This window comes from Curtobacterium sp. TXMA1 (genome assembly GCF_020162095.1).
Classification (GTDB): domain Bacteria; phylum Actinomycetota; class Actinomycetes; order Actinomycetales; family Microbacteriaceae; genus Curtobacterium.
The window spans coordinates 1,913,965-1,937,866 of record NZ_CP083910.1; the positions used below are offsets into that span (position 1 = coordinate 1,913,965).

Below are 23,902 nucleotides of genomic sequence, written 5' to 3' on the forward strand. Positions count from 1 at the left end.
CGAACAGTACCGGTACGATCATTGGATGATCGAGATCCTCTCCCCCGCCGAGGTCGACCGAGCCCGCCGGACCGGCGCGCTCGTCGGCACCGTGCTGCAGACCCTCCGCGACCGGACGACGGTCGGCACGAACCTGCTCGAGATCGACCGGTGGGCCCGGACGATGATCGAGGACGCCGGCGCGGTCTCCTGCTACGTCGACTACGCACCCTCGTTCGGCCGCGGCCCCTTCGGGCACCACGTCTGCACCGCGGTGAACGACGCGGTGCTGCACGGGCTGCCGCACGACCGCGCGATCGCCGACGGCGACCTGCTCACCCTCGACCTGGCGGTGACGCTCGACGGGATCGCCGCCGACGCCGCGATCAGCTTCGTCGTCGGCGACGCCGACCCCGCGGACACGGCCCTGATCGACGCCACGGAACGCGCGCTCGCCGCCGGGATCGCCACGGCGGGCCCGCGTGTCCGGACCGGCGACGTGTCGCACGCCATCGGCGCCGTGCTGACCGCAGCGGGGTACCCGGTGAACACCGAGTTCGGCGGCCACGGCATCGGCTCGACGATGCACCAGGACCCGCACGTGGCGAACACCGGCCGGCCGGGGCGGGGTTACACCCTGCGACCTGGTCTCCTCCTCGCGCTCGAGCCCTGGGTCATGGCGGACACCGACGAACTCGTCACCGACCCGGACGGCTGGACGCTGCGGAGTGCGACCGGAGCGCGGACCGCCCACACCGAGCACACCGTCGCGATCACCGAGGACGGCGTCGAGGTGCTCACCCGGCCGAGCCGCTGACCCCGTCGTCGGGCCGGCCACCGGTGCCACTGTCGACCCGGCCGTCGACGGCCACGGGCAGGCCGCCCGCCGCGACGGCGAGCACGGTGTCCGGCGCGAGCCAGTGGACCGTCACGGGATGCTCCCGGCGGGCGAAACGGGCCGTCACGCGCGCGAGGTCCACCTCGACCGCAGCCGGGTCGACGCGCAGTCCCCGGCCGTCCCGCTTGAGCACCGCCTCCTTGACGGCCCAGGCGGCGGTGCGGTCCCGGTCGTCCCGCAACCGGGCGAGCTCGGTGAGCGTGAAGGCGTCGAGCGGGGCGGCCGCCACCCGGTCGACCCGCTCGAGGTCGATGCCGACTGCGTCGGAGCGCTCCGCACCGGCGACCACGGCGATCGCGGTGGTCCCCGCGCCGCCGGCCTCACGAGCGGGGGTCCGGGCGAGGCTCACCGGGATCGGGCGGCCTTCGACGGTGGCCCACGGGCGTCCGTGCTCGGTCGAGCCGCAGTGCGGACAGACGCGCCCCGCGCGCACGGCGGCCGAGTCGATGTGGTGGGCCGACGCGACGGCGGCGAGCAGGGCCTCCCGGTCGGCACCGGACCGCACGACCGTCACCCGGACGATTCGCGACGGACGGACCACGCGGCGAGCCTAGCGGGCCGACCGGCGTCGAGCCGGGGTCGGGTCAGGCGTGCGTGAGCGCGATGAGCGCGACGTTCATGGTGCTGTAGGCGCCCTCGGACCGCGTGGCCTGTCGGACCCGGCCGCGGAGGACCTCGTACCGGCCGTCCTGCTCGCGGACGAAGCCGATGACACCGCTCGCCGGTGTCGAGACGCGGTGGTAGCCGTCCTCCAGTGGGACGACCTCGGTGCTCGTCGTACGCTCCATCGCTTTCCCCTTCCGTTCGTCGTCGAACGATGACCACCACCATACCCCGGACCGGGGTACAAGTCCTCCACATGACGGACGTCACCGGGGGTCGTCCGAGCATCCACCCGCTGTGTGCGTGGCCTGGATAGCATCGGGGCGTCGGCACCCGTGCGGGTGCCGTCGGGGGCGGCACCAGGGTCCCCGGACGACGGATGGAGGACGGATGCGAGCGGTCCACGACGGAGCGGACACGGGCGACCGAGCGGCACGACGGCGGCTCCGCGGTGGTGCGGCGTCCGTGGCAGCCCGGGCCGTCGGTCGCATCGGTGCACTGCTCCTCGCCGCCGGGCTCGTGCTCGCGCCCGCCGCGGCAGCCCACGCCACCGATCCGGTGGACCTCGGCGGCGCCTACGTGGTGGACGAGGCAGGGGCCCTGAGCAGCGGTCAGCGGACGCAGGTCGAACGGGCGATCCAGGACCTGTACGACGAGACGCAGACGCAGCTCTACGTCGTCTACGTCCCGACCTTCACGAACCCGAGCGACCACGCGGCCTGGGGCGACGCCCTGCGGGAGCGCAACCAGATCGACTCCGACGCCATCGTGCTCTCCGTGGCCGTCGACGACCGGATCGCCGACATCCAGCAGACCAACGAGACCGCACTGTCGCGCTCCGACGTCGAGTCCGCGTACCAACAGGACGCGGTACCGCAGCTGCGGGACGGCGACTGGGCCGGCGCCGCCGTCGCGCTGGCGAACGGCCTCGTCGCGTCGCAGGCACCGCCGGACCTCACCTGGTTGTGGGTGCTGCTGCTCGTCGTCGTGGTCGGAGCGGTCGTCGCCGTCCTGGTGATCCGCACCCGGAACAAGCGTCGGACCGCCGAGGCCGAGCGGGCACAGCAGGAGTCGCTCGCCGGGCTCGAGCGCAAGGCCGGGGGTGCGCTCGTCACCATCGACGACGAGCTCCGGACCGCCGAGCAGGAGGTCGGGTTCGCCACGGCGCAGTTCGGCGAGGACGCCGCGAAGCCCTTCGCCGACGCCGTCGCGACCGCGAAGCGCAACGTGCGGCAGGCCTTCTCCTTCCAGCAGCAGCTCGACGACGAGGTACCGGACTCCCCGCAGCAACGCGCGCAGTGGGCGAACCAGATCATCGCGATCTGCGAGCAGGCGCACGCGTCCATCGACGAGCAGACCGAGGCGTTCGACCGGCTGCGCGCGCTCGAGGACGGTGTCGAGGACGCCGCGGCCGGCCTCGCCTCCGCGGTCGCCGCGGCCCCGGTGGAGCTCGACGCCGCGCGCCGGGCGCTCGAACGGGTCCGCGGGTCGTACGGCGGCCGGACGCTCGCGACGGTCGCCGGAAACGTGGAGCAGGCCGAACAGGTGCTCGGGTACGCGACGGAACGCTCGCAGGCGGCGACCGCCGCCGTCGCGTCGGGTGACAAGGGCGAAGCCGTGATCGCCGTGCGCGACGCGCAGCACGCCCTCGCGCAGGTGCAGCAGTTGACCGCCAGCGCGACGGGCGCCGAGCGGGCGTTCGCCGAGGCGGCTGCGCGGGCCGAGGCGATGCGCGCAGACATCGAGGGCGACGTCGCCGCGGCACGCGCGATGCGCTCGGTCGACCCGGCCCTCGCCGCCGCGGTCACCCGCGCGGACACCGTCCTCCGTCAGGGGTCCGACCCGCGCGACCCGATCGCCGCGGTGGACGCGTTGACGAAGGCGAACACCGAGATCGACGCCGCGCTGGCCGCTGCGCGCGGGGCGCAGGAGCAGCAGCAGCGTGCGCAACGGGCCCTCGACGACGCCCTGCGTGACGCCCGGGCCCGCATCAGTCAGGCCCGCGACTTCATCTCCCTCCGCCGCGGTGCCGTCGGGACCACGGCCCGCACGCGCCTGTCCGAGGCCGAGCGTGCCCTCGACGACGCGGTCGACCTCGCGACGAGCGACCCCGCTCGCGCCCTGGGAGCGGCGCGCGCTGCGGAGCAGTACGCCGCTGCGGCCATGGACGCCGCGAACGACGACATGGGCGGGTGGCCCGGGCAGGGCGGCGGCGGCAACGGCGCTCAGCTCGGCGGCCTCGTGACCGGGATCGTGCTCGGCGGCCTGCTGGGCGGACGCGGCGGCAGCTTCGGCGGCGGCTCGTTCGGCGGCGGCTCGTTCGGCGGCGGCGGGTTCGGGGGCGGCGGGTTCGGGGGCGGCGGCTTCGGGGGCGGTGGCGGCTTCGGTGGCGGTGGCGGCGGTGGCGGCGGCTTCTCCGGCGGCGGCCGCTTCTGACCCGGCCACGACCAGCACGACACACGCACGACCCGCACGACCCGCACGACCCGCACGACGAACGTACGACCCGCACGACGCTCGACCAGCAGCACCACCACAGACCTTCCAGGAAAGGGAAAGCAATGGCAAAGCAGACGATCTTCGGCCGCATCTCGTCGCTCATCCGAGCGAACGTGAACCAGCTCATCGACGACGCCGAGGACCCGCAGAAGATGCTGGACCAGCTCGTCCGGGACTACACGAACAACATCGCGGACGCCAAGACGGCGATCGCGCAGACCATCGGCAACCTCCGCCTGCTCGAGCAGGACAACGAGGAGGACAAGCGCGCCGCGATCGAGTGGGGCCAGAAGGCCGCGAACGCCTCGGCCGCCGCCGACAAGTACCGCGCCGAGGGCAAGACCGCCGACGCGGACAAGTTCGACAACCTGGCGAAGATCGCGATCGGCAAGCAGATCGCGGCCGAGCAGGAGGTCAAGGACAACGAGGCCCCGCTCGCGACCCAGAACGAGCAGGTCGAGAAGCTCAAGTCCGGCCTGGCCGGCATGGAGCAGAAGCTCGAGCAGCTCAAGGCCAAGCGCGACTCGCTGGTCGCACGCCAGAAGACCGCCGAGGCGCAGTCCAAGGTCAACGACGCCATCGGCAACATCGACATCACCGACCCGACCAGCGACCTCGCCCGCTTCGAGGAGAAGGTCCGCCGCGAGGAGGCGAAGGTCCTCGGCCAGCAGGAGCTGCAGTCGTCGAGCCTCGACGCGCAGTTCGAGAGCCTCGAGGACGTCGGTCGCGACGCCGAGGTCGAGGCCCGGCTCGCCGCGCTGAAGAACGGCGGCTCGTCGAGCATCTGACGCGCACCTGCGGACGGCGCCGGACCGTGCTGACAGACTGAGACGATGCAGTTCCTCGTCGTCGGTCAGTGGCAGGGTTCGGCGTCGTCGCGCGCGATGCGCCTCGGCGACGGAGCGCGGGCCATCGCGGCCGACCTGCCCCGTGCCGCCACCACCGTCGTCGACGTCCCGGCCGGCGCCGGCGACCGCCTCGAGACCGCCGTCGCCCGCTACACCTCGGTGCGCGCCGTCGCCGAACGCGTGGCCGAGGAGACCGGCGTGGCGAGCGAGCCCGTGCTCGTGGTCGGCGGGGACGGGGCGAGCGTGCTCGGCGCCACCGTGCTCGTGCGCCCGGGCACCGCGTTCGTGCGCATCGCCGGTTCGACCGGCTACCGATCGCTGAACCGAGCGCAACCCGTCGCGGCCGAGACCGCGGTGCTGCGCCTGCTCGTGGACCGACCGGACGACCTGTTCCCCGACCTCCCGGTCCTCGACCCGGCGATGGTCGTGCTCGCCGGTGTCCGCGGCGCCGAGGACGCCGAGACCGCCGCCCTCGACCGGGTCGGCATCATCCACCTCGACGTGGACGCAGCGACGCCCGACGCGGTCTCCGCAGCGGTCGGGTCCACCGGCGCCGACAGCGTCTTCGTCCACGTCGACCTCGACGTGCTCGACCCCGCCGAGGTCGACGGCCTGCTCGAACCGGTGCCGTTCGGGCTCGACGCCTCCGGGCTCGTCGAGCGCATCCAGGCCGCGACCCGCGGGCGGCGGCTCGTCGGGGCCGCGCTGACCGGCTTCGCGCCGGTGGACCCGGACCGTGCGGTCGACGACCTGGGCGTGATCCTCCGCGCGGTCGGCGCCCTGACCACGGCGTCGCGCACGGCCTGACGGACAGCGCAGGAACCCCCGACCGGGCGGCGCCGGACCCGTCGGCCGGACGGCGCTCCGCGTGCGCTGACGACCGGCACGCCGACACCGTGCGCTCTCGGCCCGTGCCCCGCCGCCCCGCGTAGGTTCGAGGACATGACGGACTACGACCTCATCGTGATCGGCGCCGGCGCTGTCGGCGAGAACGTGGCGGACTACGCCCACAAGCGCGGCCTGTCGGTCGCCGTGGTCGAGGCCGAACTGGTCGGCGGTGAGTGCTCCTACTGGGCGTGCATGCCGTCGAAGGCGCTCCTCCGCAGCGGGCACGCGGTCGCGGCCGCGAAGCGTGTGGACGGCGCCGCCCAGGCCGTGACCGGAGCGGTCGACGCCGCGAAGGTCCTCGCCCGACGCAACTCGTTCACCTCCGACTACCAGGACGACAGCCAGGTCGCCTGGCTCGAGTCCGCGGACATCGCCCTGGTCCGCGGCCACGCCCGCATCACCGGCGAGAAGACCGTCGAGGTCGGCGGCGAGACGCACACCGCTCGGTCCGCCGTCGCCGTCGTGACCGGTTCGCTGCACCAGCTGCCCGACGTCCCGGGCCTCGCCGACGCGCAGCCCTGGGGCACCCGCGAGGGCACCAGCGCCCAGCAGGTCCCGGAGAGCCTGCTCGTCATCGGCGGCGGTGTCGCCGGCTCGGAACTCGCGACCGCGTGGGCGTCGCTCGGGTCGAAGGTCACCCTGGTCGCCCGCCACGGGCTGCTCGGTGGGATGGAGCCCTTCGCGGGCGAGCTCGTCGCCGACGCGATGCGCGAGCTCGGCATCGATGTGCGTACCGGCGTGAACCCGACCCGGGTCGACCGCGACGAGCACGGCCTGGTCACCACGACGCTCGACGACGGCACCACCGTCGTCACCAGCGAGGTCCTCGCCGCGACGGGCCGGAAGGCGCACACCGCCGACCTCGGCCTCGAGTCCGTCGGGCTCACCCCGGGCGACTGGCTGCAGGTCGACGACACGATGCTCGTGCAGGGCACCGACTGGCTCTACGCCGTCGGCGACGTCAACCACCGCGCCCTCCTCACCCACCAGGGCAAGTACCAGGCACGCGCGGCCGGCGAGGCGATCGCGGCGCGCGCACAGGGTCGACCGGTGCACGCCGAACCGTGGGGCGCCCACGTCGCGACGGCCGACCACGCGGCCGTCCCGCAGGTCACCTTCACCGACCCCGAGGTCGCGAGCATCGGGCTGACCGAGGCGGCCGCACGCGAGCAGGGCATCGACGTCCGCGCGGTCGAGTACGACCTCGGCGCGGTCGCCGGGTCCGCGCTGCAGGCCGACGGGTACACCGGCCGGGCGAAGATGGTCGTCGACGAGTCCCGCGGCGTCGTCGTCGGCGTGACCTTCGTCGGACAGGACGTCGCCGAGATGCTGCACGCGGCGACGATCGCGGTCGTCGGCGAGGTCCCGGTCGACCGGCTCTGGCACGCCGTCCCCGCCTACCCGACGATGAACGAGGTCTGGCTGCGCCTGCTCGAGACCTACGGCCGACCGGAGTAGGGGTGCGCAACCCGCTCCTCGACTCCCCCGTCTCGCGCGCGGGCTGGCTCTTCGCCACCGCCGTCGGGCTGGCCGTCGGTCTGCCGTTCTCGACCGGGCGGGTCCGGGTCGAGGACGGACTGGTCGTGTGCACCGGCATGCCGCGCTGGGCGTTCCGGCGCGGCGGCACGTGCGTCGGGTCCGTGTACCTGACGCGGGACAACGACGGACCCCGCGTGCTCCGCCACGAGCGGGTGCACGTCGCGCAGTGGCGCCGCTACGGCATGCTCATGCCGCTGCTCTACGCGCTCGCGGGGCGCGACGCCGCGCGCAACCGCTTCGAGGTCGAGGCCGGACTCGAGGACGGCGGCTACCGCTGATCCGGTGGTCCCCCGGACGGGAGGCGCGGTGCGGGCCCGCACCGCGCCTCCCGTCCGTCAGCCGGTCGCGTCGTCCACCGCGCGGGCCGGAACCGTCACGCTCGCCACCCCGCGCCGGCGGGACGCGCCCGCTCGCCGGACGCGAGCGGCGTGTCCCGCCCACACGCCGGACGCGAGCGACGTGTCCCGCCCACACGCCGGACGCGACCAGCCGGTCAGGCGACGCGGCGCCGCGGCACGACGAGCGGGGTGCCGGTCTCGGGGTCCGGGACGACCACGCAGGGCAGTCCGAAGACGTCCTCGACGAGCTCAGAGGTCAGCACCGCGGCCGGGGTGCCCTGCGCCACGATCGCCCCGTCGCGCATCGCCACGAGGTGCGTCGCGTACCGCGCGGCCTGGTTCAGGTCGTGGAGCACCGCCACCACCGTGCGCCCCGACGCGTGCAGGGCCGACGCGAGTTCGAGCACGTCGTACTGGTGTGCAATGTCGAGGAACGTCGTGGGCTCGTCGAGGAGCACGATGTCGGTCTCCTGTGCCAGGACCATCGCGATCCAGACCCGCTGCCGCTGTCCGCCGGAGAGTTCCCCGACGCTGCGGTCGGCGAGCGAGACGGTGTCGGTCTGCTCGAGCGCGGCCTGCACGGCGATGCGGTCGGACCCCGACGACGGGTGCAGCAGGTCCTGGTGCGGGAAGCGCCCGCGGGACACGAGGTCGCGGACGGTGATGCCCTCGGGCGCGATCGGGGTCTGGGGCAGCATCCCGACCCGCCGGGCGACGGCCTTCGGGCGCAGCGAGTCGATCGGCGTCCCGTCGAGGTACACCGTCCCCGCGCTCGGCTTCAGGGTCCGGGCGAAGGACTTCAGCAGCGTCGACTTGCCGCACGCGTTCGGTCCGACGATGACGGTCAGCTCGCCGTCGGGCACGTCGACGTCGAGTGACGAGACCACGACCCGGTCGTCGTACGCCAGCGTCAGGCCGCGCGCACCCAGGGCGGTCGCCGGGATCGCGCCCACCACCGGGGCGGGTGCTGCCCCGCTCAGTGCTCGGCCTTGCCGTGCCGCCAGTAGCCCATGAAGGCGACCTGCCGACGGTCGAGCCCGACGCCACGCACGAGGTGGCGGCGGAGCTCCTTGACGCACCCGGCCTCGCCGGCGATCCAGGCGTAGACGGGGCGCTCCTCGGCGACCTCGGGGACGTCCCAGAGCACCTGCTCGTCGACGTCCACGTCGGCCAGCTCGACGACGCCGCGCGCGGTGCCGTCGCCGCGCGCGGGACCGGCAGCCACCTCGGACGCCCACGCGTGCACCTGGTCGGTCATGCGGACCCCGTGGGAAGCGCCGTTGCGCGCGATCCAGCGCACCTCGACCCCGGCGGGAGCGGTGACCGGCAACCGGTCGGCGTCGGTCGGGACCTCGATGAAGACGTGTCCGACGGTCGCGACGTCGAGCGCCTCGAGGATGGCGCAGATCGCCGGAGCGGCGGTCTCGTCGCCGGCGAGCAGGATCCGGGTCGCGCTCCCCGGGGCGAACTCCGCGGCACCGCTCGGCAGCTCGGCCGGCGAGGTCGGCACGGCGGGCCCGACGATGCGGAGCTCGTCGCCGACGCGGCAGGACGACACCCAGCGCGACGCCGGGCCGGTGTCGCCGTGCGCCACGAAGTCGATGTCGAGCTCATGCGCGTCCGGGCGGAACGACCGCACGGTGTAGGTGCGGAGCGGGTTGCGCTCGGCGTCGGGCAGCGCGCGCCAGGCGCCGTACCAGTCGTCGCCGTCGGGCAGGTCGGTGAACCCGTGCCCGGGGATCGGCAGGACGACCTTGATGCGCTGGTCGAGCCCGACCGCGGAGAAGTCCGCGAGCGCGTCACCGGTGAGCGTCACCCGGACGAACGACGGGGTGAGCGCCGACACGGCCGCGACGCGGACGGAGAAGACTCGGTACCGGGCTGCCACGAGGTACGAGTATGGCATGCCTTACCTAAGGCTTCCAGGGTGCACCGGGGTACCCCGCCCGGGTGCACCCGCATGCCGCGCGGGGTGCGAGGATCGGACCCGTGCACGAACCCGACGACGAATTCTCGGACCTCGCCGCCCTCGCCGCGGCGAGCGGCGTGACGGAGCCGCTGCGCGCCTCCCGGCAGGTGGTCCGCACCGGCGACGGACGCGAGACCGCGGCGATCCGGTGGGACACGGCGGACGGCCGGGAGGCACGGATCACCTACCTGCACGGGCTCGGCATCGACGCGCACAGCTTCGACCAGACGGCGATCGCGGTCGGGGAACCGGCGGTCGCCCTCGACCTGCCCGGGCACGGCCGGTCGTCCTGGCGCGACGACGCCGACTACGGCGCGAGCACGACTGCCCCGCAGGTGCTGGCCGCGCTCGACGCCCTCGGGGTCCGGCCGGGCGTGGTCGTCGGACACTCGCTCGGTGCCATCCTCGCCGCCCGGCTCGCCGCGACGGCCCCGGAGCGCGTCACCGGTCTGGTGCTCGTGGACATGTCCCCGGACTTCGCGCAGCGCGCGGTCGACCGCATCGCCCGGGCGCTCGAGGACGAGACGCCGTTCGCGTCCCTCGACGAGGTCGTCGACCGTGCCGTCGAGGCCCGCGTCGGTGACGACCGGGCGGTGCTCCTCCGCGAGGCCCGGCACACCACCCGCCTCGGCGAGGACGGCCGGCTCGTCCGCCGACACCACTTCCCGCACCTGCCCGCGGGTCGGACGGCCTCGGTCGGTCGGTTCGCCGACGCGTGGCCCGACCTCGAGGCACTGGACGTGCCGCTCCTGCTCGTCCGGGGCGACCGTGGCTACGTCTCGCCGAAGCTGCACGCGGGCTTCACGGAGCGCCTGCCGGACGCCGAGGTCGTCACGGTGACCGCCCGGCACGCGGTGCAGAACCAGGCACCCCTCGAACTGGCGTCGGCCATCCGGGCATGGGGCGAGCGTCACACGTTGTTGCACCCGGTCCAACAACCGTCACACGGCGCTGATCGCCGGTAACCTCGTCCCCGCGCGATGCGACGACCGTCGCCCCCACGCGCCCGGAAGGAACCCACACCCATGAGTCCGCTCCTCCCCCGACGCGGCAGCCGCACGGCGCGCGTCGCACTGGCCGCCACCGCGGTCGCCGTCGCCTCGGCCCTGACGCTCACCGCCTGCTCCGGTTCGGACAGCAGCGACCGCGGCGGCGACGACGCCACCGTGCGCGTCGGCCTCGTCCTCGAACCCACGAGCCTCGACATCCGCACGCAGTCCGGCGCTGCACTCGACCAGGTGCTCATCGACAACGTGTACCAGGGCCTGGTCGGACGGACCGCGGACGGGGAGATCCGCGACGTGCTGGCGTCGCGGCACGAGGTGTCGGCGGACGGGAAGACCTACACGTTCACGCTGCGCGAGGGCACCACCTTCCAGGACGGCAAGCCGGTCACCGCCGCCGACGTCGTCTGGTCGCTGCAGCAGGCCAAGGACAACGCGTCGTACGTCGACTCGGCGAAGCTCGCAGGGGTCACGTCGATCACGTCGCCGTCGGACCGCGTCGTCGAGCTGCAGCTCGCGCAGCCGGACTCCGACCTGCTCTTCTCCCTGACCGGCCGTGCCGGGCTCGTGCTCGAGCAGGCCGCGAAGAACGACCTGTCCGACAGCGCCAACGGCACCGGCCCGTACGAGGTGTCGTCCTGGAAGCAGGGCGACTCGCTCACCTTCAGCCGCAACGACGACTACTGGGGCACCGAGCCGAAGGTCGCGAAGATCGTGTTCCGGTACATCACGGACCCGTCGACGGCCGTGAACGCGATGGCGAACGGCGACCTCGACGTGCTCAACCCCGTCGACGGCACCCTCGCGAGCCAGTTGCAGGGCAACCAGGACATCACACTGCACCGCGGCAAGACGACCGACAAGTACACGCTCGCGTTCAACGACGCCCAGGCGCCGTTCACGGACAAGCGGGTGCGGCAGGCCATCCGGCAGGCGATCGACCCGAAGGCGCTCATCAAGGCCATCGGTGGCACCGGCGTCGAGCAGGGCGGCCCCATCCCCGAGCTCGACCCCGGGTACCAGGACCTGACGTCGATCGACGCGTACGACCCCGACAACGCGAAGAAGCTCCTGGCCGAGGCCGGGCAGTCCGACCTCGACCTGACCCTGACCTACGCCAACGTGTACCCGGCGACCATCGGCGACGTGCTGAAGTCGCAGCTCGCCGAGGTCGGCATCACACTGAAGGTCGAGCGGGTCGACTTCGCCACGTGGCTCGACCAGGTGTTCACGAAGAAGGACTTCCAGCTCTCGATGGTGGACCACGTCGAGGCACGTGACTTCGGGAACTGGGCGAACCCGGACTACTACTTCGGGTACGACAACCCCGAGGTGCAGCGGCTCTACGCCGAGTCGATCGCCGCGACCTCGCAGACCGAGAAGGAGCAGGCGCTCCGCGAGGCCGCCAGGATCGTCAGCGAGGACGCCGCCGGCGAGTGGCTGTACACGGCGACGGAGATCACCGCCGTGCGGAAGGGCGTGACCGGGTTCCCCGTCGACGGAGGCAACTCGCGCCTCGACCTGGCCGGGCTGGCGGTCCGGTGACCTCGGCCCGCGCGGCTGCCGCGGGCCCGTCCCGGGTCGGAGCGCCGCCCGGCGCTGCGGTCCGGGCTCGCGCCGCCGCCCCCGTAGCATCGGACGCGTGACCCGGTTCCTCGTCGGGCGACTGCTGCTGCTCGTCGTCGGCCTGCTCGTGGCGAGCATCATCGTGTTCGCCACGCTGCGCGTGCTTCCCGGCGACGTCGCCCAGATCGTCGCCGGCACCCAGTCGACGCCGGCGCAGGTCGAGCAGCTCCGGCAGCAGCTCGGCCTCGACCGGCCCGTCGTCGTGCAGTACCTCGACTGGATCGGCGGCGTGCTCCGCGGTGACCTCGGCCGGTCGCTCGTGACCAACGGCGCCGTGGGACCGGAGATCGCGCAGAAGCTCGCCGTCACGCTGCCGCTCGCGGGGATGTCCCTGGTGGCCGCCCTCGTGCTCGGTGTCCCGCTCGGCGTGCTCGCCGCGGTGCTCCGTCGCCGGGCCGGCGGCGCGGTGATCGGCTTCGTCGCCCAGGCGGTCGCGGCGGTCCCCGTGGTCTGGGCCGGCATGCTCCTCATCGCGCTGTTCGCCGTCACGCTGCACTGGCTGCCGACGCAGGGCTTCCCGCTCGACGGGTGGGACGAACCCGGACGGGCGTTCTCGTCGCTCGTGCTCCCCGCGCTCACGATCGGTGCCGTCGAGGGCGCCGTGATCCTGCGCTTCACCCGCTCCGCCACCCTCGCCGTGCTCGACGCCGACCACGTCCGCACCGCGGCGGCGATCGGCCTCACCCGGACGCGCGCGCTCCTGCGGCACGGCCTGCCGTCGGTGGCCCTCACCGTGCTGGCGGTCCTCGGCGTGCAGATCGCCGGCCTCCTGGTGGGCGCGGTCGTCGTCGAGCAACTGTTCTCGCTCCCCGGGGTCGGGCGCATGCTCGTCACCGACGTCGGACGACGCGACATCACGAAGGTGCAGTCGGAGCTCCTCGTGCTCACGGGGCTGGTGCTGGTCGTCGGCTTCGCGGTCGACGTCGTGCACCGCGCGCTCGACCCCCGGCAGCGGGAGGTGGGCGAGTGATCCGCCGCATCGTCTCCCGACCGACCGGGTGCTTCGCCGTCGTGGTGCTCGCGCTCCTCGTCGTGCTCGCCGCGGTCTCGTTGCTCTGGACGCCCCAGGACCCGTTCCGCGCCGACCCGTTCCGGCAGTGGGCGGCACCGAGCCCGGCGCACTGGTTCGGCACCGACGCCTCGGGCCGGGACATCGCCAGCTACCTGCTCGCCGGCACCCGGACGACCGTGCTCGTCGCGGTCGGGTCCGGCGTCGTCGCGAGCGTCGTCGGCATCGTCCTGACCGCCGTCGGCTCGCTGACCGCACGGTGGGTCCGCGAGGGCACCGCCGTGCTCCTCGACATCCTCGTCGCGTTCCCCACGCTGCTGACCGCGATGCTCCTGACGGCGGTGTTCGGCGGGTCGCTGGGCATCGTCGTGGTGAGCGTCGGGCTCTCCTTCGGCGTGACGATCGCCCGCGTCGCCCGCGGCGAGATCCGTCGCATCGCCCGGAGCGACTACGTCGTCGCTGCCCGGGCCTCGGGCGTCGGGCCGCTCGGCGTGCTCACCCGTCACCTGGTGCCGAACGCGGCACCGCTGTTCACCGTGCAGCTGTCGCTCGCGATGGCGACGGCGGTCCTCGCCGAGGCCGGCCTGTCCTACCTGGGCTACGGCGCCGGGTCGGACACGGCGTCGTGGGGGAACCTGCTCGCGGACCTGCAGACGTACATCGGCGTGCACCCGTGGAGTGCGACCTGGCCGGGCGCCGCGATCGCCCTCGTGGTGGCCGCGCTCTCGCTGCTCGGCGACGCCGTGCGCGACGCGTCCGACCCGCGCCTGACCACGGGCGACCGAGCCAGCGGGGACCGAGACACCGGTGACCGGGCGGCCGCGGACGGGAGCGGGCCCGACGGCACGACGACGACCACGACCCCGGGGGTGACGGCGTGAGCGACCATCGGACCGGACGCGACGGACTCGAGGTGACCGGCCTGACGGTACGCATCGCGGGGCGGACGGTGCTCGACGACGTGACGTTCACCGTGCCTCCCGGCCGCCGCGTCGGCGTGATCGGCGCCTCCGGCTCCGGCAAGTCGATGACCTCGCTCGCCCTGATGGGCCTCGAGCCGACGGGCGCCGAGGTGCGCGGGAGCATCCGCCTCGACGGTACCGAGCTCGTCGGCCTGCGGGACCGCGACCGCGCACGGCACCGCGGCTCGGGCATCGGGATGGTGTTCCAGGAGCCCGCGACCGCCCTCGACCCCCTCCGCCGCGTCGGCGCGCAGGTTGCGGAGCCGCTCCGACTGCACCGCGGTCTGGACCGCCGTGCGGCCGCCACCGCGGCGGTCGCGCTGGCCGACGCCGTCGGACTGCCCGATCCCGCAGCCCTGCTCCGGCAGTACCCGCACCAGCTGTCCGGCGGGCAGCGGCAGCGCATCTGCATCGCGATGGCGATGGCCGGCTCCCCCGCGTACCTCGTCGCCGACGAACCGACGACCGCGCTCGACGTCACGACCGAGGCGCGCATCCTCGAGCTCTTCGAACGGCTCTCGACCGAGCGCGGCACGGGGATGCTCTTCGTGACGCACGACCTCGCGGTGCTCGCACGGATCGCCGACACGGCCGTCGTGCTCGACCACGGCCGGGTCGTGGAACAGGGGTCCGTGCGCGCGCTGCTCGACGCCCCGCAGCACCCGGCGACGGCAGCCCTCGTCGACGCCGCGCGTGCCACCGCCCGCCGGACCGGAGGCCCCGCATGACCGACGCGCTGCACGCCAGCGGACTCCACCGCACCTACCGCCTCCCGCGCCGCGGACCCTTCGAGCCCGGCCCGGTGCGGACCGCCGTCGACGGGGTCGACCTGACGGTCGCCTCCGGAGCGCGGCTCGGGATCGTCGGCGAGTCCGGCTCCGGCAAGTCGACGCTGGTGCGGCTGCTCGCCGGCCTGGAGGCCCCCACCGCCGGCACCGTGTCGGCCGGCGGTCGTCCCGTGGTCGCGTCGGCATCGGCACGTGCGATGCGCTGGTTCCGTCGCGAGACCGGGGTGGTGTTCCAGGACCCGTACGCGTCCCTCGACCCGAGGATGCGCGTCGGGACGATCGTCGCCGAGCCGCTCCGTGCACTGCAGGTCCCCGGCGATCACCGGGTGCTCGTGGCCTCGGTGCTGGAGCGCGTCGACCTGCCCGCGGACGCCGCCGACCGGTACCCGCACGAGTTCTCCGGCGGGCAGCGGCAGCGCATCGCGATCGCCCGCGCGGTCGTGCACGCGCCGCGGATCCTGTTCGGGGACGAGCCGATGAGCGCGCTCGACGTGGTGGTCCGTGCCCGCGTGATCGACCTGTTCCGCTCGCTCGCCGACGACCTCGGGTTGACGCTCGTGCTGGTGTCGCACGACATCGGCGTGGTGCAGCGGCTGTGCGACACCGTCGCGGTGCTCTCCGAGGGGCGGATCGTGGAGCAGGGGCCGGTGTCGCTGCTCGACGATCCGCGGCACCCGGTGACGCGCGCGCTGGTGGCGGCGGCGCCGACGCTGCCGTAGCGCCCGGGGCTGCGCGCCGTCCGCGACATCGCACCCGTCGATCGACGCGTGCGGTGTCGTCCGATGCGCCTGCATCCGGTGCGTGCGCATCGAGCGACGTCACACCGGTCGATCGACGCGTGTCTTGTCGCAGTCGCGAGCCACGCGCGCGGCGTCAGACCCGCGCGGCCTCAGCCCCGCGTCACCACACCGCCGGGTGCCGCCGCTGCCACCGCAGCCGTCGCTCGAGCTGCGCCCCGATCGCGAGCAGCACACGCTCCCCACCCGGACGCCCGATCAGCTGCACGCCCATCGGCAGGCCCGCGCCGTCGGGGTGCCCGTCCTCGGTGACCCCGACCGGCAGCGTGATCGCGGGCAACCCCGACACGTTCGCCATCGAGGTCCAGGGCGAGTACGCGCACTGCCGCCGGAAGTCCTCCTCGGGGTCGTCGCCGTACCAGCCGAGCGGCCGCGGCGTCAGCGCCAGGGTCGGGGTGAGCACGGCGTCGAAGCGGTCGAAGGCCCGGATGAGCCCGACCGAGAAGGCGTCGAGCGTCGTCATCGCATCGAGCACCCGGGTCGCCGTCAGGTGCTCGGCGCGTGAGACCAACCACGCCACGAGCGGGGTGAGCGCAGACAGGTCGATGCCGGGCACGCGGGGCAGCCCGGCGGCGCTCGACTCCCACGCCACCCGGAACGCGTCGGCGTAGGGCAGCCGGGGCATCGCGAGGTCCTCGACCCCGTGCCCGACCTCGCCGAGCACCCGCACAGCGGTCTCGACGGCGGCCCGGGCGGCAGGGTCGACCACGACGTCGACCGCCTCGTCCCAGGGCGACCCGTCGAGCAACCCGACGACGAACCGTCCCTCGCCCCGCACGGCCGCCGCGGTGAAGGGTCCCTCGCCGACCTCGGGCGTGACGAGCGCGTACGGCGACGGTTCCGGCAACCCGGTCGGTGCGACCAGGGCGTCGAGGAGCATCCCGGCGTCGGCGACGTTGCGGGTGATCGGCCCGGCGACGCCCAGCCCGCCGACGCCCGACCGTCCTGGCATCGACGGCACGCGGCCCCGGCTCGGCTTCAGTCCGACCAGACCCGTGGCCGCGGCTGGGATCCGCACGGACCCGCCCCCGTCCGTCCCGACCGCCGCCGGCACGAGTCCGGCGGCGACGGCCACGGCGGTGCCGCTCGACGACCCGCCGGGCGCGCGCGTCGTGTCGTACGGGTTCCGGGTCGTGCCGATCCGGGTCTCCGAGGACGACGACATGCCGAACTCGGGCGAGGACGTCTTGCCCAGGCTCACGGTGCCGGCTGCGGCGAGCGCTGCCACCAGCGGGTGGTCGACGGTCGCTGACGTTACCGGCAGCGCGGTCGAGCCGTGGCGGGTGGGGACCCCGGCGCGGTCGTACAGGTCCTTGTCGGCGGTCGGGAGTCCCCACAGCGGCCGGGAGGTCGGGACGAGCGACCCGAGGGCGGACGCGCGTTCCCGTGCGGCGTCGGCGGTGACGGTGACGAACGCGCCGAGTGCGGGGTCGAGCCGCTCGATGCGGGCGAGGTAGTGCTCGGTCACCTCGAGCGCGGTCGTGTCCCCCCGTCGGATCCAGTCCCAGAGTTCCTGCGCCGAGAGGTGGTGGAGTTCGAACACGGTCCCCGAGCCTAGGCCCGCAGGTGCGCGGCGAGCACGTCGTCGACCGTCGTCCAGTCGTGCGGCCCGTAGCGGTCGTTCGCGACGTGGTGGAGTTCGGCCTCGCCGCTGAACATGCTGACGAAGTACTGCATCCCCTGCCAGGCGGGGAACGGCTCGGTGTCGTCGGCCGACGAGAGCCGTCGCCCGATGCGGGCCATCGCGGAGAGGGTCCCCGCGGTCCCGGCCCACTGGGTGTGGAAGCGGGTGCCGGTCAGCCGTGACAGGGTGTCGGCGACGCTCCGCGCTGTCACCCGGTCCCCGGCGATCTCGACGACGCGCGGGGCGTCCGGGTCGAGGGCCACGCGCGCGGTGACCCAGGCGGTGTCGTCCTTCGTGGTGAAGTCGAGCACCTGGTCGGGGGACGACCAGTACAGGACCCTCCGGCGGTCGAACAAGATCATCGGGGCCTGGCCGGTGAGCATGTCGGTGAAGGCACCGTTCAGCACCGAGGTGGCGCGGACCGGTGCGGCGTCGAGCGTGGCGGCGAACTCGCGGCGGAGCTCGAAGTTCCGGTTGGTGCCCGGGGTGATCGCCCGGTAGTCGGCCGAGTAGTCGGAGGGGACGAGGCGGGGCACCCCGGCGGCGACCGTGGCTCGGAGCAGGGCGGTCTGGGCGTCGACGATCACGGACCTCGTGCCGCTCAGCACGGAGACGACGACGTCGCTCCCGGCGAGCGCCGTGACGAGTCCGTCGTGGTCGTCGTAGTCGGCCGTGACGACGGACACCCGGTCGGACAGCGCGGTGAGGCGATCCGCTGCGGGGCCGGTGGCGGCACGGGTGAGGGCGCGCACCCGGACGCCCGGGTCGGCGTCGAGGAGCGCGCGGACGACGCGGGAGCCGAGGTCCCCCGTGGCGCCGGCGACGAGGACGGTGCTGCTGGTCATGCCCCCGACGCTACGCACGGCTGGTCGGTCCGGTCCGGCCCTTGCATCCTTCGGGGGAACTCCCCGTGGTGCGTCCCTCCGCCGGTCGTCCCTGGGCGCCATCGTTCCTAGCGTCGGTGTCATGACGAACACGACCGACGTCCGGCCCGGCGACCACACCGCTGCCGGCACCGCTGCACCCCGTGCGACGGGGGTCCGGGGCGTGGTGTCCCGGCACCCCCTCGCATCCTTCGCGACCCTCGCGCTCGGCCTGAGCTGGCTCGCGTGGATCCCGTACGTCCTGAGCCCGCACGGCCTGGGCGTCTGGGACCTGCACTTCCCCGAGTTCCTCGGCACCGCTCAGTTCACGGGCATCCTGCCCGGGGCGCTCCTCGGTCCGCTCGGCGGCGCGTTCATCGTCACCGCGCTGGCGGACGGGCGACCGGGCCTGCGCCGCTGGGTCGGACGGCTCTGGCGCTGGCGGGTGTCCTGGTACTGGTACGCGCTCGCCCTGGTCGGTGTGCCCGCGCTGGTGGTCGTGACCGGGTTGCCGTTCTCCGGCGGTCAGGTCCAGGCACCGAGCACGCTCGCCCTGCTGGCGCTCGTGCCGGGGCTCGTGGTGCAGCTGTTCACCACGGGGCTGTCGGAGGAGCCCGGTTGGCGCGACTTCGCACTCCCCCGACTGCAGGAGCGCTACGGCCCCCTCGGGGCGGCGGCGGTGCTCGGCCCGCTCTGGGCGCTGTGGCACATGCCGCTGTACCTGTCCGACTGGGGTGGGTGGCCCGAGGCGCACTGGTCGGAGCCGCTGGTGTTCGCCCTGTTCACGATCACGTTCAACGTCGTGATGACCTGGGTGTTCAACCGCACGGGTGAGAGCCTGCCGATCGCACTGCTGCTGCACGTCGGGGTGAACAACACGATCTCGACCCTGTGGGCGGACATGTACCCGGGGATGACGGCGGGCACGATGATGCACGGGCTCGCGATCGTCTCGACCGTGGCCGCGGCCGTCCTGCTGGTCGCGACCCGGGGTCGGCTCGGGTACGACCGTCGGCCGGGAGGCACGGATCGCCTCCCCGCACCGGCTGCCGCCCGCCTCGTAGGATCGGACGATGGCACCCGCTGATGCGAGTGCGGCTCGCGTCGCCGCCGACCCTCGTCCCGCACGGGAGGTCGACGGCGACCGCCGCACGCGCCGCACCGACGTCCTGGTCGCCGTCGCGACCGCGGTGGTCTCGCTGGGGCTGCTGCTCGGCCTGCCGTACCTCGACGCCGTCGACCCGGACACGCTGGGCCGCGCCCTCGTCGCCCCCGCGGTCGGCAGTCCCGCGTGGATCCTGTTCGCGCTCGTCCTCCTGGCCCAGTCCGCGACGCTCCTGGCGGCACGACGGGCACCACGGACAGTCCCCGTCGTCGCCGCAGCGCTGCCGGTCGTCGTCGCGGTGCTGCCACCGCAGGTCCTCGACCTCTTCGGCCTCAGCGCACTCCCCGTCGTCGTAGCGGTCGTCCTCGTCGCCCTCCGGGTCCCCCTGGTGCGGGCGTGGCCGTGCGTGGTCCTCACCGCGGGACTGGTCGCGCTCGGTACCGGATGGCACTGGGCGGTGGCGAACGGGGCGTTCCGCGGCGGGCAGGTCGCACGAGGGTTGGCGGACGGCACCGCGCAGGGCATCACGCAGGCGGTCGGCGCTGTCGGGATCCCCCTCGTGGTCACCCTCGTGGTGCGGTCCCGCCGCGAGGTCCGCGCCGCACGCGACGCCGAGCTCGTGGCCCGAACAGCCGAGGCCTCCGCCGTCGTCCGGGAGCAGGACGCCCGCGTCGACGCCGCCGTGTCCCGCGAGCGGGCGGCGATGGCCCGGGAGCTGCACGACATCGCCGCGCACCACCTGTCCGGGATCGCGCTCATGTCGGCCGTCATCGACCGGCAGATCGACACCGACCCGGTGGCCGCGCACGAGGGCGTCCGGCAGGTCCGGGAGCAGAGCACCGCCGTGCTCGAGGACCTCCGGCGCCTGGTCGGGCTGCTCCGCGACGACGCCCCCGCCGAACGCGCCGTGGAGACCGTCGCGGGGATCGTCGACCTGGTCGAGCGCGCCCGGTACCGGTCCGACGTGCGCCTGCAGGTCCTGCCCGGCGAGCACCCGCTCGCGGACGGCATCGGACCCCTGGCGCAGCTCGCCGCCTACCGGACCGCGCAGGAGGCCCTGGCGAACGCCGCCCTGCACGCTGCGGGCGCCGTCGTCACGGTGACGATCGACGACCGCGCCGCCGACCACCTGGAACTGCACGTGGAGAACACCGCGCCGCGGGACCCCTCGGCGAGGGCCGGCGCAGGCGACCCGGTCCTGGGGAGCCCGGCAGCGGGTGGGAACGGACTGCGTGGCATGCGTGAGCGGGCGGAGCTGGTGGGGGCGCGCCTCCAGACCGGTCCGACGGCCGACGGTGGCTGGTCCGTCACGCTCGGCCTGGGTCGGCAGGCTGCGGAGGTGGCCCCGTGATCCGGGTGCTGGTGGCGGACGACCAGCCGCTCGTGCGAGCCGGGGTCTCCGCGTTGCTGGCCGCCGAACCGGACGTCGACGTCGTGGCGGTCGCTGCTGACGGCGGCGAGGCGCTCGCGCTGGCGCGGAGCACCCGGCCCGACGTCGCGGTCCTCGACATCCGGATGCCGGTCCGGAACGGCATCGAGGTCGCACGGGAGCTCTGTGCGCCGGACGCCGACCCCGCGGTCCCCGTGCTGGTGCTGACGACGTTCGACCTCGACGACCTGGTGTTCGGGGCGCTCGAGGCCGGCGCGTCCGGGTTCCTGCTCAAGGACGCCGAACCGGACGTGATCGTCGACGCCGTGCGCCAGGTCGCGGCGGGGAACGGCACGATCGACCAGAGCCTGACGCGGCGGGTGCTGCGGGAGTTCGTGTCGCGGCGGAGCCTGCAGCCGGTGACTGGTGACCGCGCGTCAGAGGTGCTGACCGCCCGGGAACGGGACGTGCTGCTGCTCCTGGCGCAGGGCATGTCGAACGAGGAGATCGCCGCTGCGCTCGTCGTCGAGGTCTCCACGGTGAAGTCGCACCTGGCGCGGATGCTGCCGAAGCTCGGGGTGCGGTCGCGCCTGCAGGCCGTGGTCTGGGCGTACCAGAACCGCGTCGTGGCGGTCCCCGAGGGGTAGCTACGGCCTCAGGCGAGGCAGTGCGCGAGGACCGCCTGCTGCACCGGCAGCAGCGCTCGCTTCGCGTCGTGCCCCACGAAGGCCGGGCTCGCGAGCGCATCGGCGCTCACCTCGCGCCCGCGGACGAACGGCGGGCACGGGGCGAAGCGGACACCGGCAAGGGCGAGCGCCAGGACGTCCGCGGTCACCCGGTAGGGCGCGAGCGCAGCGGCGTGCCGACCGGGCCCGTCGGTCACGACGACGTCCGCGTCCGCCATCGCTCCCGTCAGGTCGTCCGTCCACCGCACGTCGGGCGCCGCGAGCCCATCGGGACAGCACTGGACCAGGTCGAAGCCGAACAGCCGCGAGGCCTCCGCCCACGCTCGGGCGATGTTGCCGTCGGCACCGACGAACCGCACCCGCAGCGAGCCTACTTCGTGCCCGCGCGTGAGGGTCCAGAGGTCCGCGAGCACCTCGCACGGGTGGTTCTCGCTCGTCATCGCGTTCACGACCGGGACGGCGTCCGCACCGGCGAGCGCCTCGAGGACGGACAGGTCGGGGTGGCGGACCACGAGCACGTCGACGAAGTCCGCCAGGTACCGGGCGACATCGTCGTGCGCCTCGTCCTTGTCGAGCGACTCCGGCGGGAACACGATCGGCTGCAGCCCGGCGAGCGCCGCGCCGCGCTCGAAGGAAGTCCTGGTCCGCAGGCTCGTCGGGGGGAAGAACATCGCTGCGGCCCCGTCCAGCAGAGGCCCGGACCCCTGCTCGTACGCACGGGCGAGTCCGAACACCGCCTCGGCGTCGTCGGTGGTCCAGTCGTCGAGTCGCAGGAGGTGGCGCACCCCGCCACGCTAGGGGTGCGTCACCGCGGACCCGTCTCCGACTCCCCGCCGAGGGCAGACAGCACGCGGGTCCGGACCACGGCATCGCCGTCGCGAGCCGGGTCGACCAGGACCGCGTGCATCCCGGCAGCGCGTGCACCGGCGACGTCGCGTTGCGGGTCGTCGCCGACGAAGAGGCATGCGGTGACGGGGACACCGAGCTCGGCGGCCACCCGCTGGAAGGCGCGCCGGTCCGGCTTCGCCACCCCGATGCGCTCGGACGTGCACACCACGTCGACGAGGTCGCCGAGCCCGGTGACCGCGAGCTTGTCGTGCTGCTGCTCCTCGGTCCCGTCGGTCAGGACACCGACCGCCATCCCGAGATCAGCGACCTCGCGGACGAGCGACGCGCTCCCGGGGAACGGCGACCAGGCGGCGCGGTACGCCGCGAGGTACCGACCGAACAGCACGTCGAGCTCGTCCGAGTCACGCGGCGGGTGGATCCCGGCAAGGGACAGGACCTCGGTGAGCCTGGCCCGACGCTGCTCGGCCAAGCTGACCTCCCCCTGCCGCCACCGCTCGAAGTGTCGCGCTTCCGCCTCGGCCCAGGCGGCGTGCAGGGTCGGAGTCGCAGCGACACCGACGCTTCGGAGGAAGTCGTCCACGGCCCGCGCCGACGCTCCGGCGTGATCGAACAGGGTGCCGTCCAGGTCGAAGACCACGGCACGGACGGGAGAGGTCATCCCCGCACCGCGGCGACGACCCGCTCGACCGCGGCCGCGACCGCCCGCTCGCGGACTGCAGGGTCCTCGTGCTCGGACTCGTGGACGAACGCCGTCGCGCCGCGGACCGCGCCGCAGAAGTCCACCACGCCGTGCTCGAGCTGCGTCCGCAGTGCGTGCTCGTACCCGTGCCGCTCGTACACCCCGGCGTCGTCGCCGGCGATCGGCACGAGGTGCACGGTGAGCCGCCCGAGTCGGCGGTCGATGCGGCCGTCCTCCCCGACGCCGAACGCCCACCCGTTCACGAACACCCGGTCGAGCCAGCCCTTGAGGAGCGCCGGGAGCGACCACCACCACACCGGGAACACCAGCACGAGGTGCTCGGCCCCGTCGAGACGCGCCTGCTCCGCCGCGACGTCCGGTGCGGGGTCGGTCCCCGTCCGGTAGGTCTGCCGGTCGGCGGCGGTGTACCGCGGGTCGAAGCCCTCGGCGGCGAGGTCCGCGACCGTCACCGGTCCCGCGTCGGCGGCGAGCGCCGCCTGCAGACGGTGGGCGACGGCGAGCGTCAGCGAAGCGGGGTCCGGGTGGGCGGTCACGATCAGCGTCGACACGGCTCGATCCTGCCAGCAGCAGGTGCGCGGAAACCGGCACTGCGTTCTGGACAGCGTCCGGCTCCGCGAGTCGGACCGGACGGTCCAGCTGCTCAGGAACCATCGTTCCTGACTCTGCTGCCGCTCGGTCACCGAGACGGGGTGGCCCGGATCGAGCGGGGCCCGACCGAGCTGTGGCGGATCGTCGAAGACGGGGAAGTCCTCGGTGGTGACGCGCTCCGTGCTGCTCATGACGAGCGCGTGCGGCGCCTCGGTCACATCGGACCGGACTTCGCCCGTCCGCGCGGGGGCGAGGTGTGGCGACGTGGGCGCTCGGTGGAGTGCTGCGTCACGCAGTGTCGCTGGGGATCGACCCCGTGGTGGCGTTCTGTCTCGACGCCTCTCTGACCGAAGCCGAGAGCGGTGGGTTGC

General features: G+C 74.0%; 24 protein-coding genes. 15 read left to right on the plus strand and 9 right to left on the minus strand.

Going from position 1 to position 23,902, the window contains the following annotated elements; translation table 11 throughout:
* Positions 1-25 precede the first annotated feature (25 nt).
* Positions 26-796 (plus strand): type I methionyl aminopeptidase, encoded by a 771-nt coding sequence (map, locus tag LCG91_RS09040; RefSeq protein WP_224441168.1) that lies wholly within the window; start codon positions 26-28, stop codon positions 794-796.
* Here the strand turns inward: map and LCG91_RS09045 are convergent.
* Both LCG91_RS09045 and LCG91_RS09050 read right to left on the minus strand, forming a co-directional pair.
* Complete coding sequence (locus LCG91_RS09045; protein ID WP_224441169.1) at positions 777-1,418, minus strand: 4'-phosphopantetheinyl transferase superfamily protein; 642 nt, start codon at positions 1,416-1,418, stop codon at positions 777-779. The genes map and LCG91_RS09045 overlap by 20 nt on opposite strands.
* A gap of 43 nt (positions 1,419-1,461) precedes the next feature.
* The gene (locus LCG91_RS09050) at positions 1,462-1,665 is read right to left on the minus strand and encodes a hypothetical protein (protein ID WP_058729997.1); all 204 of its coding nucleotides are present in this window, start codon (positions 1,663-1,665) and stop codon (positions 1,462-1,464) included.
* 205 nt (positions 1,666-1,870) lie between these two features.
* Here LCG91_RS09050 and LCG91_RS09055 point away from each other — a divergent pair, with 205 nt between their 5' ends.
* The 5 genes from LCG91_RS09055 to LCG91_RS09075 all read left to right on the plus strand — a co-directional run bounded on the left by LCG91_RS09055 (position 1,871) and on the right by LCG91_RS09075 (position 7,532).
* Entirely contained in the window at positions 1,871-3,916 is a 2,046-nt protein-coding gene (locus LCG91_RS09055; protein ID WP_224441170.1) for a TPM domain-containing protein, read from the plus strand.
* A 125-nt stretch (positions 3,917-4,041) separates the two neighbouring features.
* A complete protein-coding gene (locus LCG91_RS09060) occupies positions 4,042-4,767 on the plus strand; it encodes a PspA/IM30 family protein (RefSeq protein WP_058730162.1) in 726 nt (241 codons plus the stop codon).
* Positions 4,768-4,812: 45 nt separating this feature from the next.
* Positions 4,813-5,634, plus strand: a complete 822-nt coding sequence (locus LCG91_RS09065) for an arginase family protein (RefSeq protein ID WP_224441171.1) — start codon at positions 4,813-4,815, stop codon at positions 5,632-5,634.
* 135 nt (positions 5,635-5,769) lie between these two features.
* Positions 5,770-7,173, plus strand: coding sequence for a dihydrolipoyl dehydrogenase family protein (locus LCG91_RS09070; protein WP_058730164.1), 1,404 nt, complete (start codon positions 5,770-5,772; stop codon positions 7,171-7,173).
* A 2-nt stretch (positions 7,174-7,175) separates the two neighbouring features.
* Positions 7,176-7,532, plus strand: a complete 357-nt coding sequence (locus LCG91_RS09075; RefSeq protein WP_058750713.1) for a hypothetical protein — start codon at positions 7,176-7,178, stop codon at positions 7,530-7,532.
* A 215-nt stretch (positions 7,533-7,747) separates the two neighbouring features.
* Here the strand turns inward: LCG91_RS09075 and LCG91_RS09080 are convergent, their stop codons facing one another.
* Both LCG91_RS09080 and LCG91_RS09085 read right to left on the minus strand, forming a co-directional pair.
* Positions 7,748-8,536 carry an ABC transporter ATP-binding protein gene (locus LCG91_RS09080; protein WP_411955839.1) on the minus strand — a complete coding sequence of 263 codons (789 nt, stop codon included), beginning with the start codon at positions 8,534-8,536 and terminating at the stop codon, positions 7,748-7,750.
* Between the two features lie 32 nt (positions 8,537-8,568).
* Entirely contained in the window at positions 8,569-9,498 is a 930-nt protein-coding gene (locus tag LCG91_RS09085; protein ID WP_058749183.1) for a siderophore-interacting protein, read from the minus strand.
* 83 nt (positions 9,499-9,581) lie between these two features.
* On the opposite strand from LCG91_RS09085, the gene LCG91_RS09090 reads away from it, so the two are divergent.
* From LCG91_RS09090 to LCG91_RS09115, 6 genes are all read left to right on the plus strand, one after another.
* A complete protein-coding gene (locus LCG91_RS09090) occupies positions 9,582-10,526 on the plus strand; it encodes an alpha/beta fold hydrolase (RefSeq protein WP_058749182.1) in 945 nt (314 codons plus the stop codon).
* Between the two features lie 60 nt (positions 10,527-10,586).
* Positions 10,587-12,110 carry an ABC transporter substrate-binding protein gene (locus LCG91_RS09095; RefSeq protein WP_058749181.1) on the plus strand — a complete coding sequence of 508 codons (1,524 nt, stop codon included), beginning with the start codon at positions 10,587-10,589 and terminating at the stop codon, positions 12,108-12,110.
* 97 nt (positions 12,111-12,207) lie between these two features.
* The gene (locus tag LCG91_RS09100) at positions 12,208-13,161 is read left to right on the plus strand and encodes an ABC transporter permease (RefSeq protein ID WP_137767499.1); all 954 of its coding nucleotides are present in this window, start codon (positions 12,208-12,210) and stop codon (positions 13,159-13,161) included.
* Positions 13,158-14,081, plus strand: coding sequence for an ABC transporter permease (locus LCG91_RS09105; RefSeq protein WP_224441173.1), 924 nt, complete (start codon positions 13,158-13,160; stop codon positions 14,079-14,081). The genes LCG91_RS09100 and LCG91_RS09105 overlap by 4 nt, the downstream gene beginning before the upstream one ends.
* A complete protein-coding gene (locus LCG91_RS09110; RefSeq protein ID WP_058749179.1) occupies positions 14,078-14,890 on the plus strand; it encodes an ABC transporter ATP-binding protein in 813 nt (270 codons plus the stop codon). Before LCG91_RS09105 ends, LCG91_RS09110 begins: the two co-directional genes overlap by 4 nt.
* Positions 14,887-15,669 carry an ABC transporter ATP-binding protein gene (locus LCG91_RS09115; protein WP_224441174.1) on the plus strand — a complete coding sequence of 261 codons (783 nt, stop codon included), beginning with the start codon at positions 14,887-14,889 and terminating at the stop codon, positions 15,667-15,669. Before LCG91_RS09110 ends, LCG91_RS09115 begins: the two co-directional genes overlap by 4 nt.
* A 181-nt stretch (positions 15,670-15,850) precedes the next feature.
* Here LCG91_RS09115 and LCG91_RS09120 read toward each other — a convergent pair whose 3' ends face one another.
* Positions 15,851-17,290: an amidase gene (locus LCG91_RS09120; protein ID WP_058729852.1), complete on the minus strand. Its 1,440-nt coding sequence runs from the start codon at positions 17,288-17,290 to the stop codon at positions 15,851-15,853.
* Positions 17,291-17,301: 11 nt separating this feature from the next.
* The gene (locus LCG91_RS09125; protein ID WP_224441175.1) at positions 17,302-18,216 is read right to left on the minus strand and encodes an NmrA family NAD(P)-binding protein; all 915 of its coding nucleotides are present in this window, start codon (positions 18,214-18,216) and stop codon (positions 17,302-17,304) included.
* Between the two features lie 121 nt (positions 18,217-18,337).
* Between LCG91_RS09125 and LCG91_RS09130 the strand changes: the two genes are divergently transcribed.
* The 3 genes from LCG91_RS09130 to LCG91_RS09140 are packed head-to-tail and all read left to right on the plus strand — an operon-like array spanning position 18,338 to position 21,355.
* A complete protein-coding gene (locus LCG91_RS09130; RefSeq protein ID WP_224441176.1) occupies positions 18,338-19,321 on the plus strand; it encodes a CPBP family intramembrane glutamic endopeptidase in 984 nt (327 codons plus the stop codon).
* A complete protein-coding gene (locus LCG91_RS09135) occupies positions 19,308-20,690 on the plus strand; it encodes a sensor histidine kinase (RefSeq protein WP_224441177.1) in 1,383 nt (460 codons plus the stop codon). The genes LCG91_RS09130 and LCG91_RS09135 overlap by 14 nt, the downstream gene beginning before the upstream one ends.
* A complete protein-coding gene (locus LCG91_RS09140) occupies positions 20,687-21,355 on the plus strand; it encodes a response regulator (protein ID WP_224441178.1) in 669 nt (222 codons plus the stop codon). Before LCG91_RS09135 ends, LCG91_RS09140 begins: the two co-directional genes overlap by 4 nt.
* Positions 21,356-21,363: 8 nt before the next feature.
* On the opposite strand, the gene LCG91_RS09145 is transcribed toward LCG91_RS09140, so the two are convergent.
* Genes LCG91_RS09145 through LCG91_RS09155 form a run of 3 tightly spaced genes read right to left on the minus strand, consistent with a single transcriptional unit; the run spans position 21,364 to position 23,491 of the window.
* Positions 21,364-22,179, minus strand: a complete 816-nt coding sequence (locus LCG91_RS09145; protein ID WP_224441179.1) for an ornithine carbamoyltransferase — start codon at positions 22,177-22,179, stop codon at positions 21,364-21,366.
* Positions 22,180-22,199: 20 nt separating this feature from the next.
* Positions 22,200-22,901: an HAD family hydrolase gene (locus tag LCG91_RS09150; protein WP_224441180.1), complete on the minus strand. Its 702-nt coding sequence runs from the start codon at positions 22,899-22,901 to the stop codon at positions 22,200-22,202.
* Positions 22,898-23,491 carry an NAD(P)H-dependent oxidoreductase gene (locus LCG91_RS09155; protein WP_224441181.1) on the minus strand — a complete coding sequence of 198 codons (594 nt, stop codon included), beginning with the start codon at positions 23,489-23,491 and terminating at the stop codon, positions 22,898-22,900. Before LCG91_RS09155 ends, LCG91_RS09150 begins: the two co-directional genes overlap by 4 nt.
* Positions 23,492-23,902 lie beyond the last annotated feature (411 nt).

Bases quoted from the DNA above. Each gene is read 5' to 3' on its own strand.
- LCG91_RS09150 (WP_224441180.1), bottom strand. From the start codon at position 22,901: ATGACCTCTCCCGTCCGTGCCGTGGTCTTCGACCTGGACGGCACCCTG.
- LCG91_RS09085 (WP_058749183.1), bottom strand. From the start codon at position 9,498: ATGCCATACTCGTACCTCGTGGCAGCCCGGTACCGAGTCTTCTCCGTC.
- LCG91_RS09125 (WP_224441175.1), bottom strand. From the start codon at position 18,216: ATGACCAGCAGCACCGTCCTCGTCGCCGGCGCCACGGGGGACCTCGGC.
- LCG91_RS09050 (WP_058729997.1), bottom strand. From the start codon at position 1,665: ATGGAGCGTACGACGAGCACCGAGGTCGTCCCACTGGAGGACGGCTAC.
- map (WP_224441168.1), top strand. From the start codon at position 26: ATGATCGAGATCCTCTCCCCCGCCGAGGTCGACCGAGCCCGCCGGACC.
- LCG91_RS09060 (WP_058730162.1), top strand. From the start codon at position 4,042: ATGGCAAAGCAGACGATCTTCGGCCGCATCTCGTCGCTCATCCGAGCG.
- LCG91_RS09070 (WP_058730164.1), top strand. From the start codon at position 5,770: ATGACGGACTACGACCTCATCGTGATCGGCGCCGGCGCTGTCGGCGAG.
- LCG91_RS09055 (WP_224441170.1), top strand. From the start codon at position 1,871: ATGCGAGCGGTCCACGACGGAGCGGACACGGGCGACCGAGCGGCACGA.
- LCG91_RS09130 (WP_224441176.1), top strand. From the start codon at position 18,338: ATGACGAACACGACCGACGTCCGGCCCGGCGACCACACCGCTGCCGGC.
- LCG91_RS09065 (WP_224441171.1), top strand. From the start codon at position 4,813: ATGCAGTTCCTCGTCGTCGGTCAGTGGCAGGGTTCGGCGTCGTCGCGC.
- LCG91_RS09135 (WP_224441177.1), top strand. From the start codon at position 19,308: ATGGCACCCGCTGATGCGAGTGCGGCTCGCGTCGCCGCCGACCCTCGT.
- LCG91_RS09095 (WP_058749181.1), top strand. From the start codon at position 10,587: ATGAGTCCGCTCCTCCCCCGACGCGGCAGCCGCACGGCGCGCGTCGCA.
- LCG91_RS09115 (WP_224441174.1), top strand. From the start codon at position 14,887: ATGACCGACGCGCTGCACGCCAGCGGACTCCACCGCACCTACCGCCTC.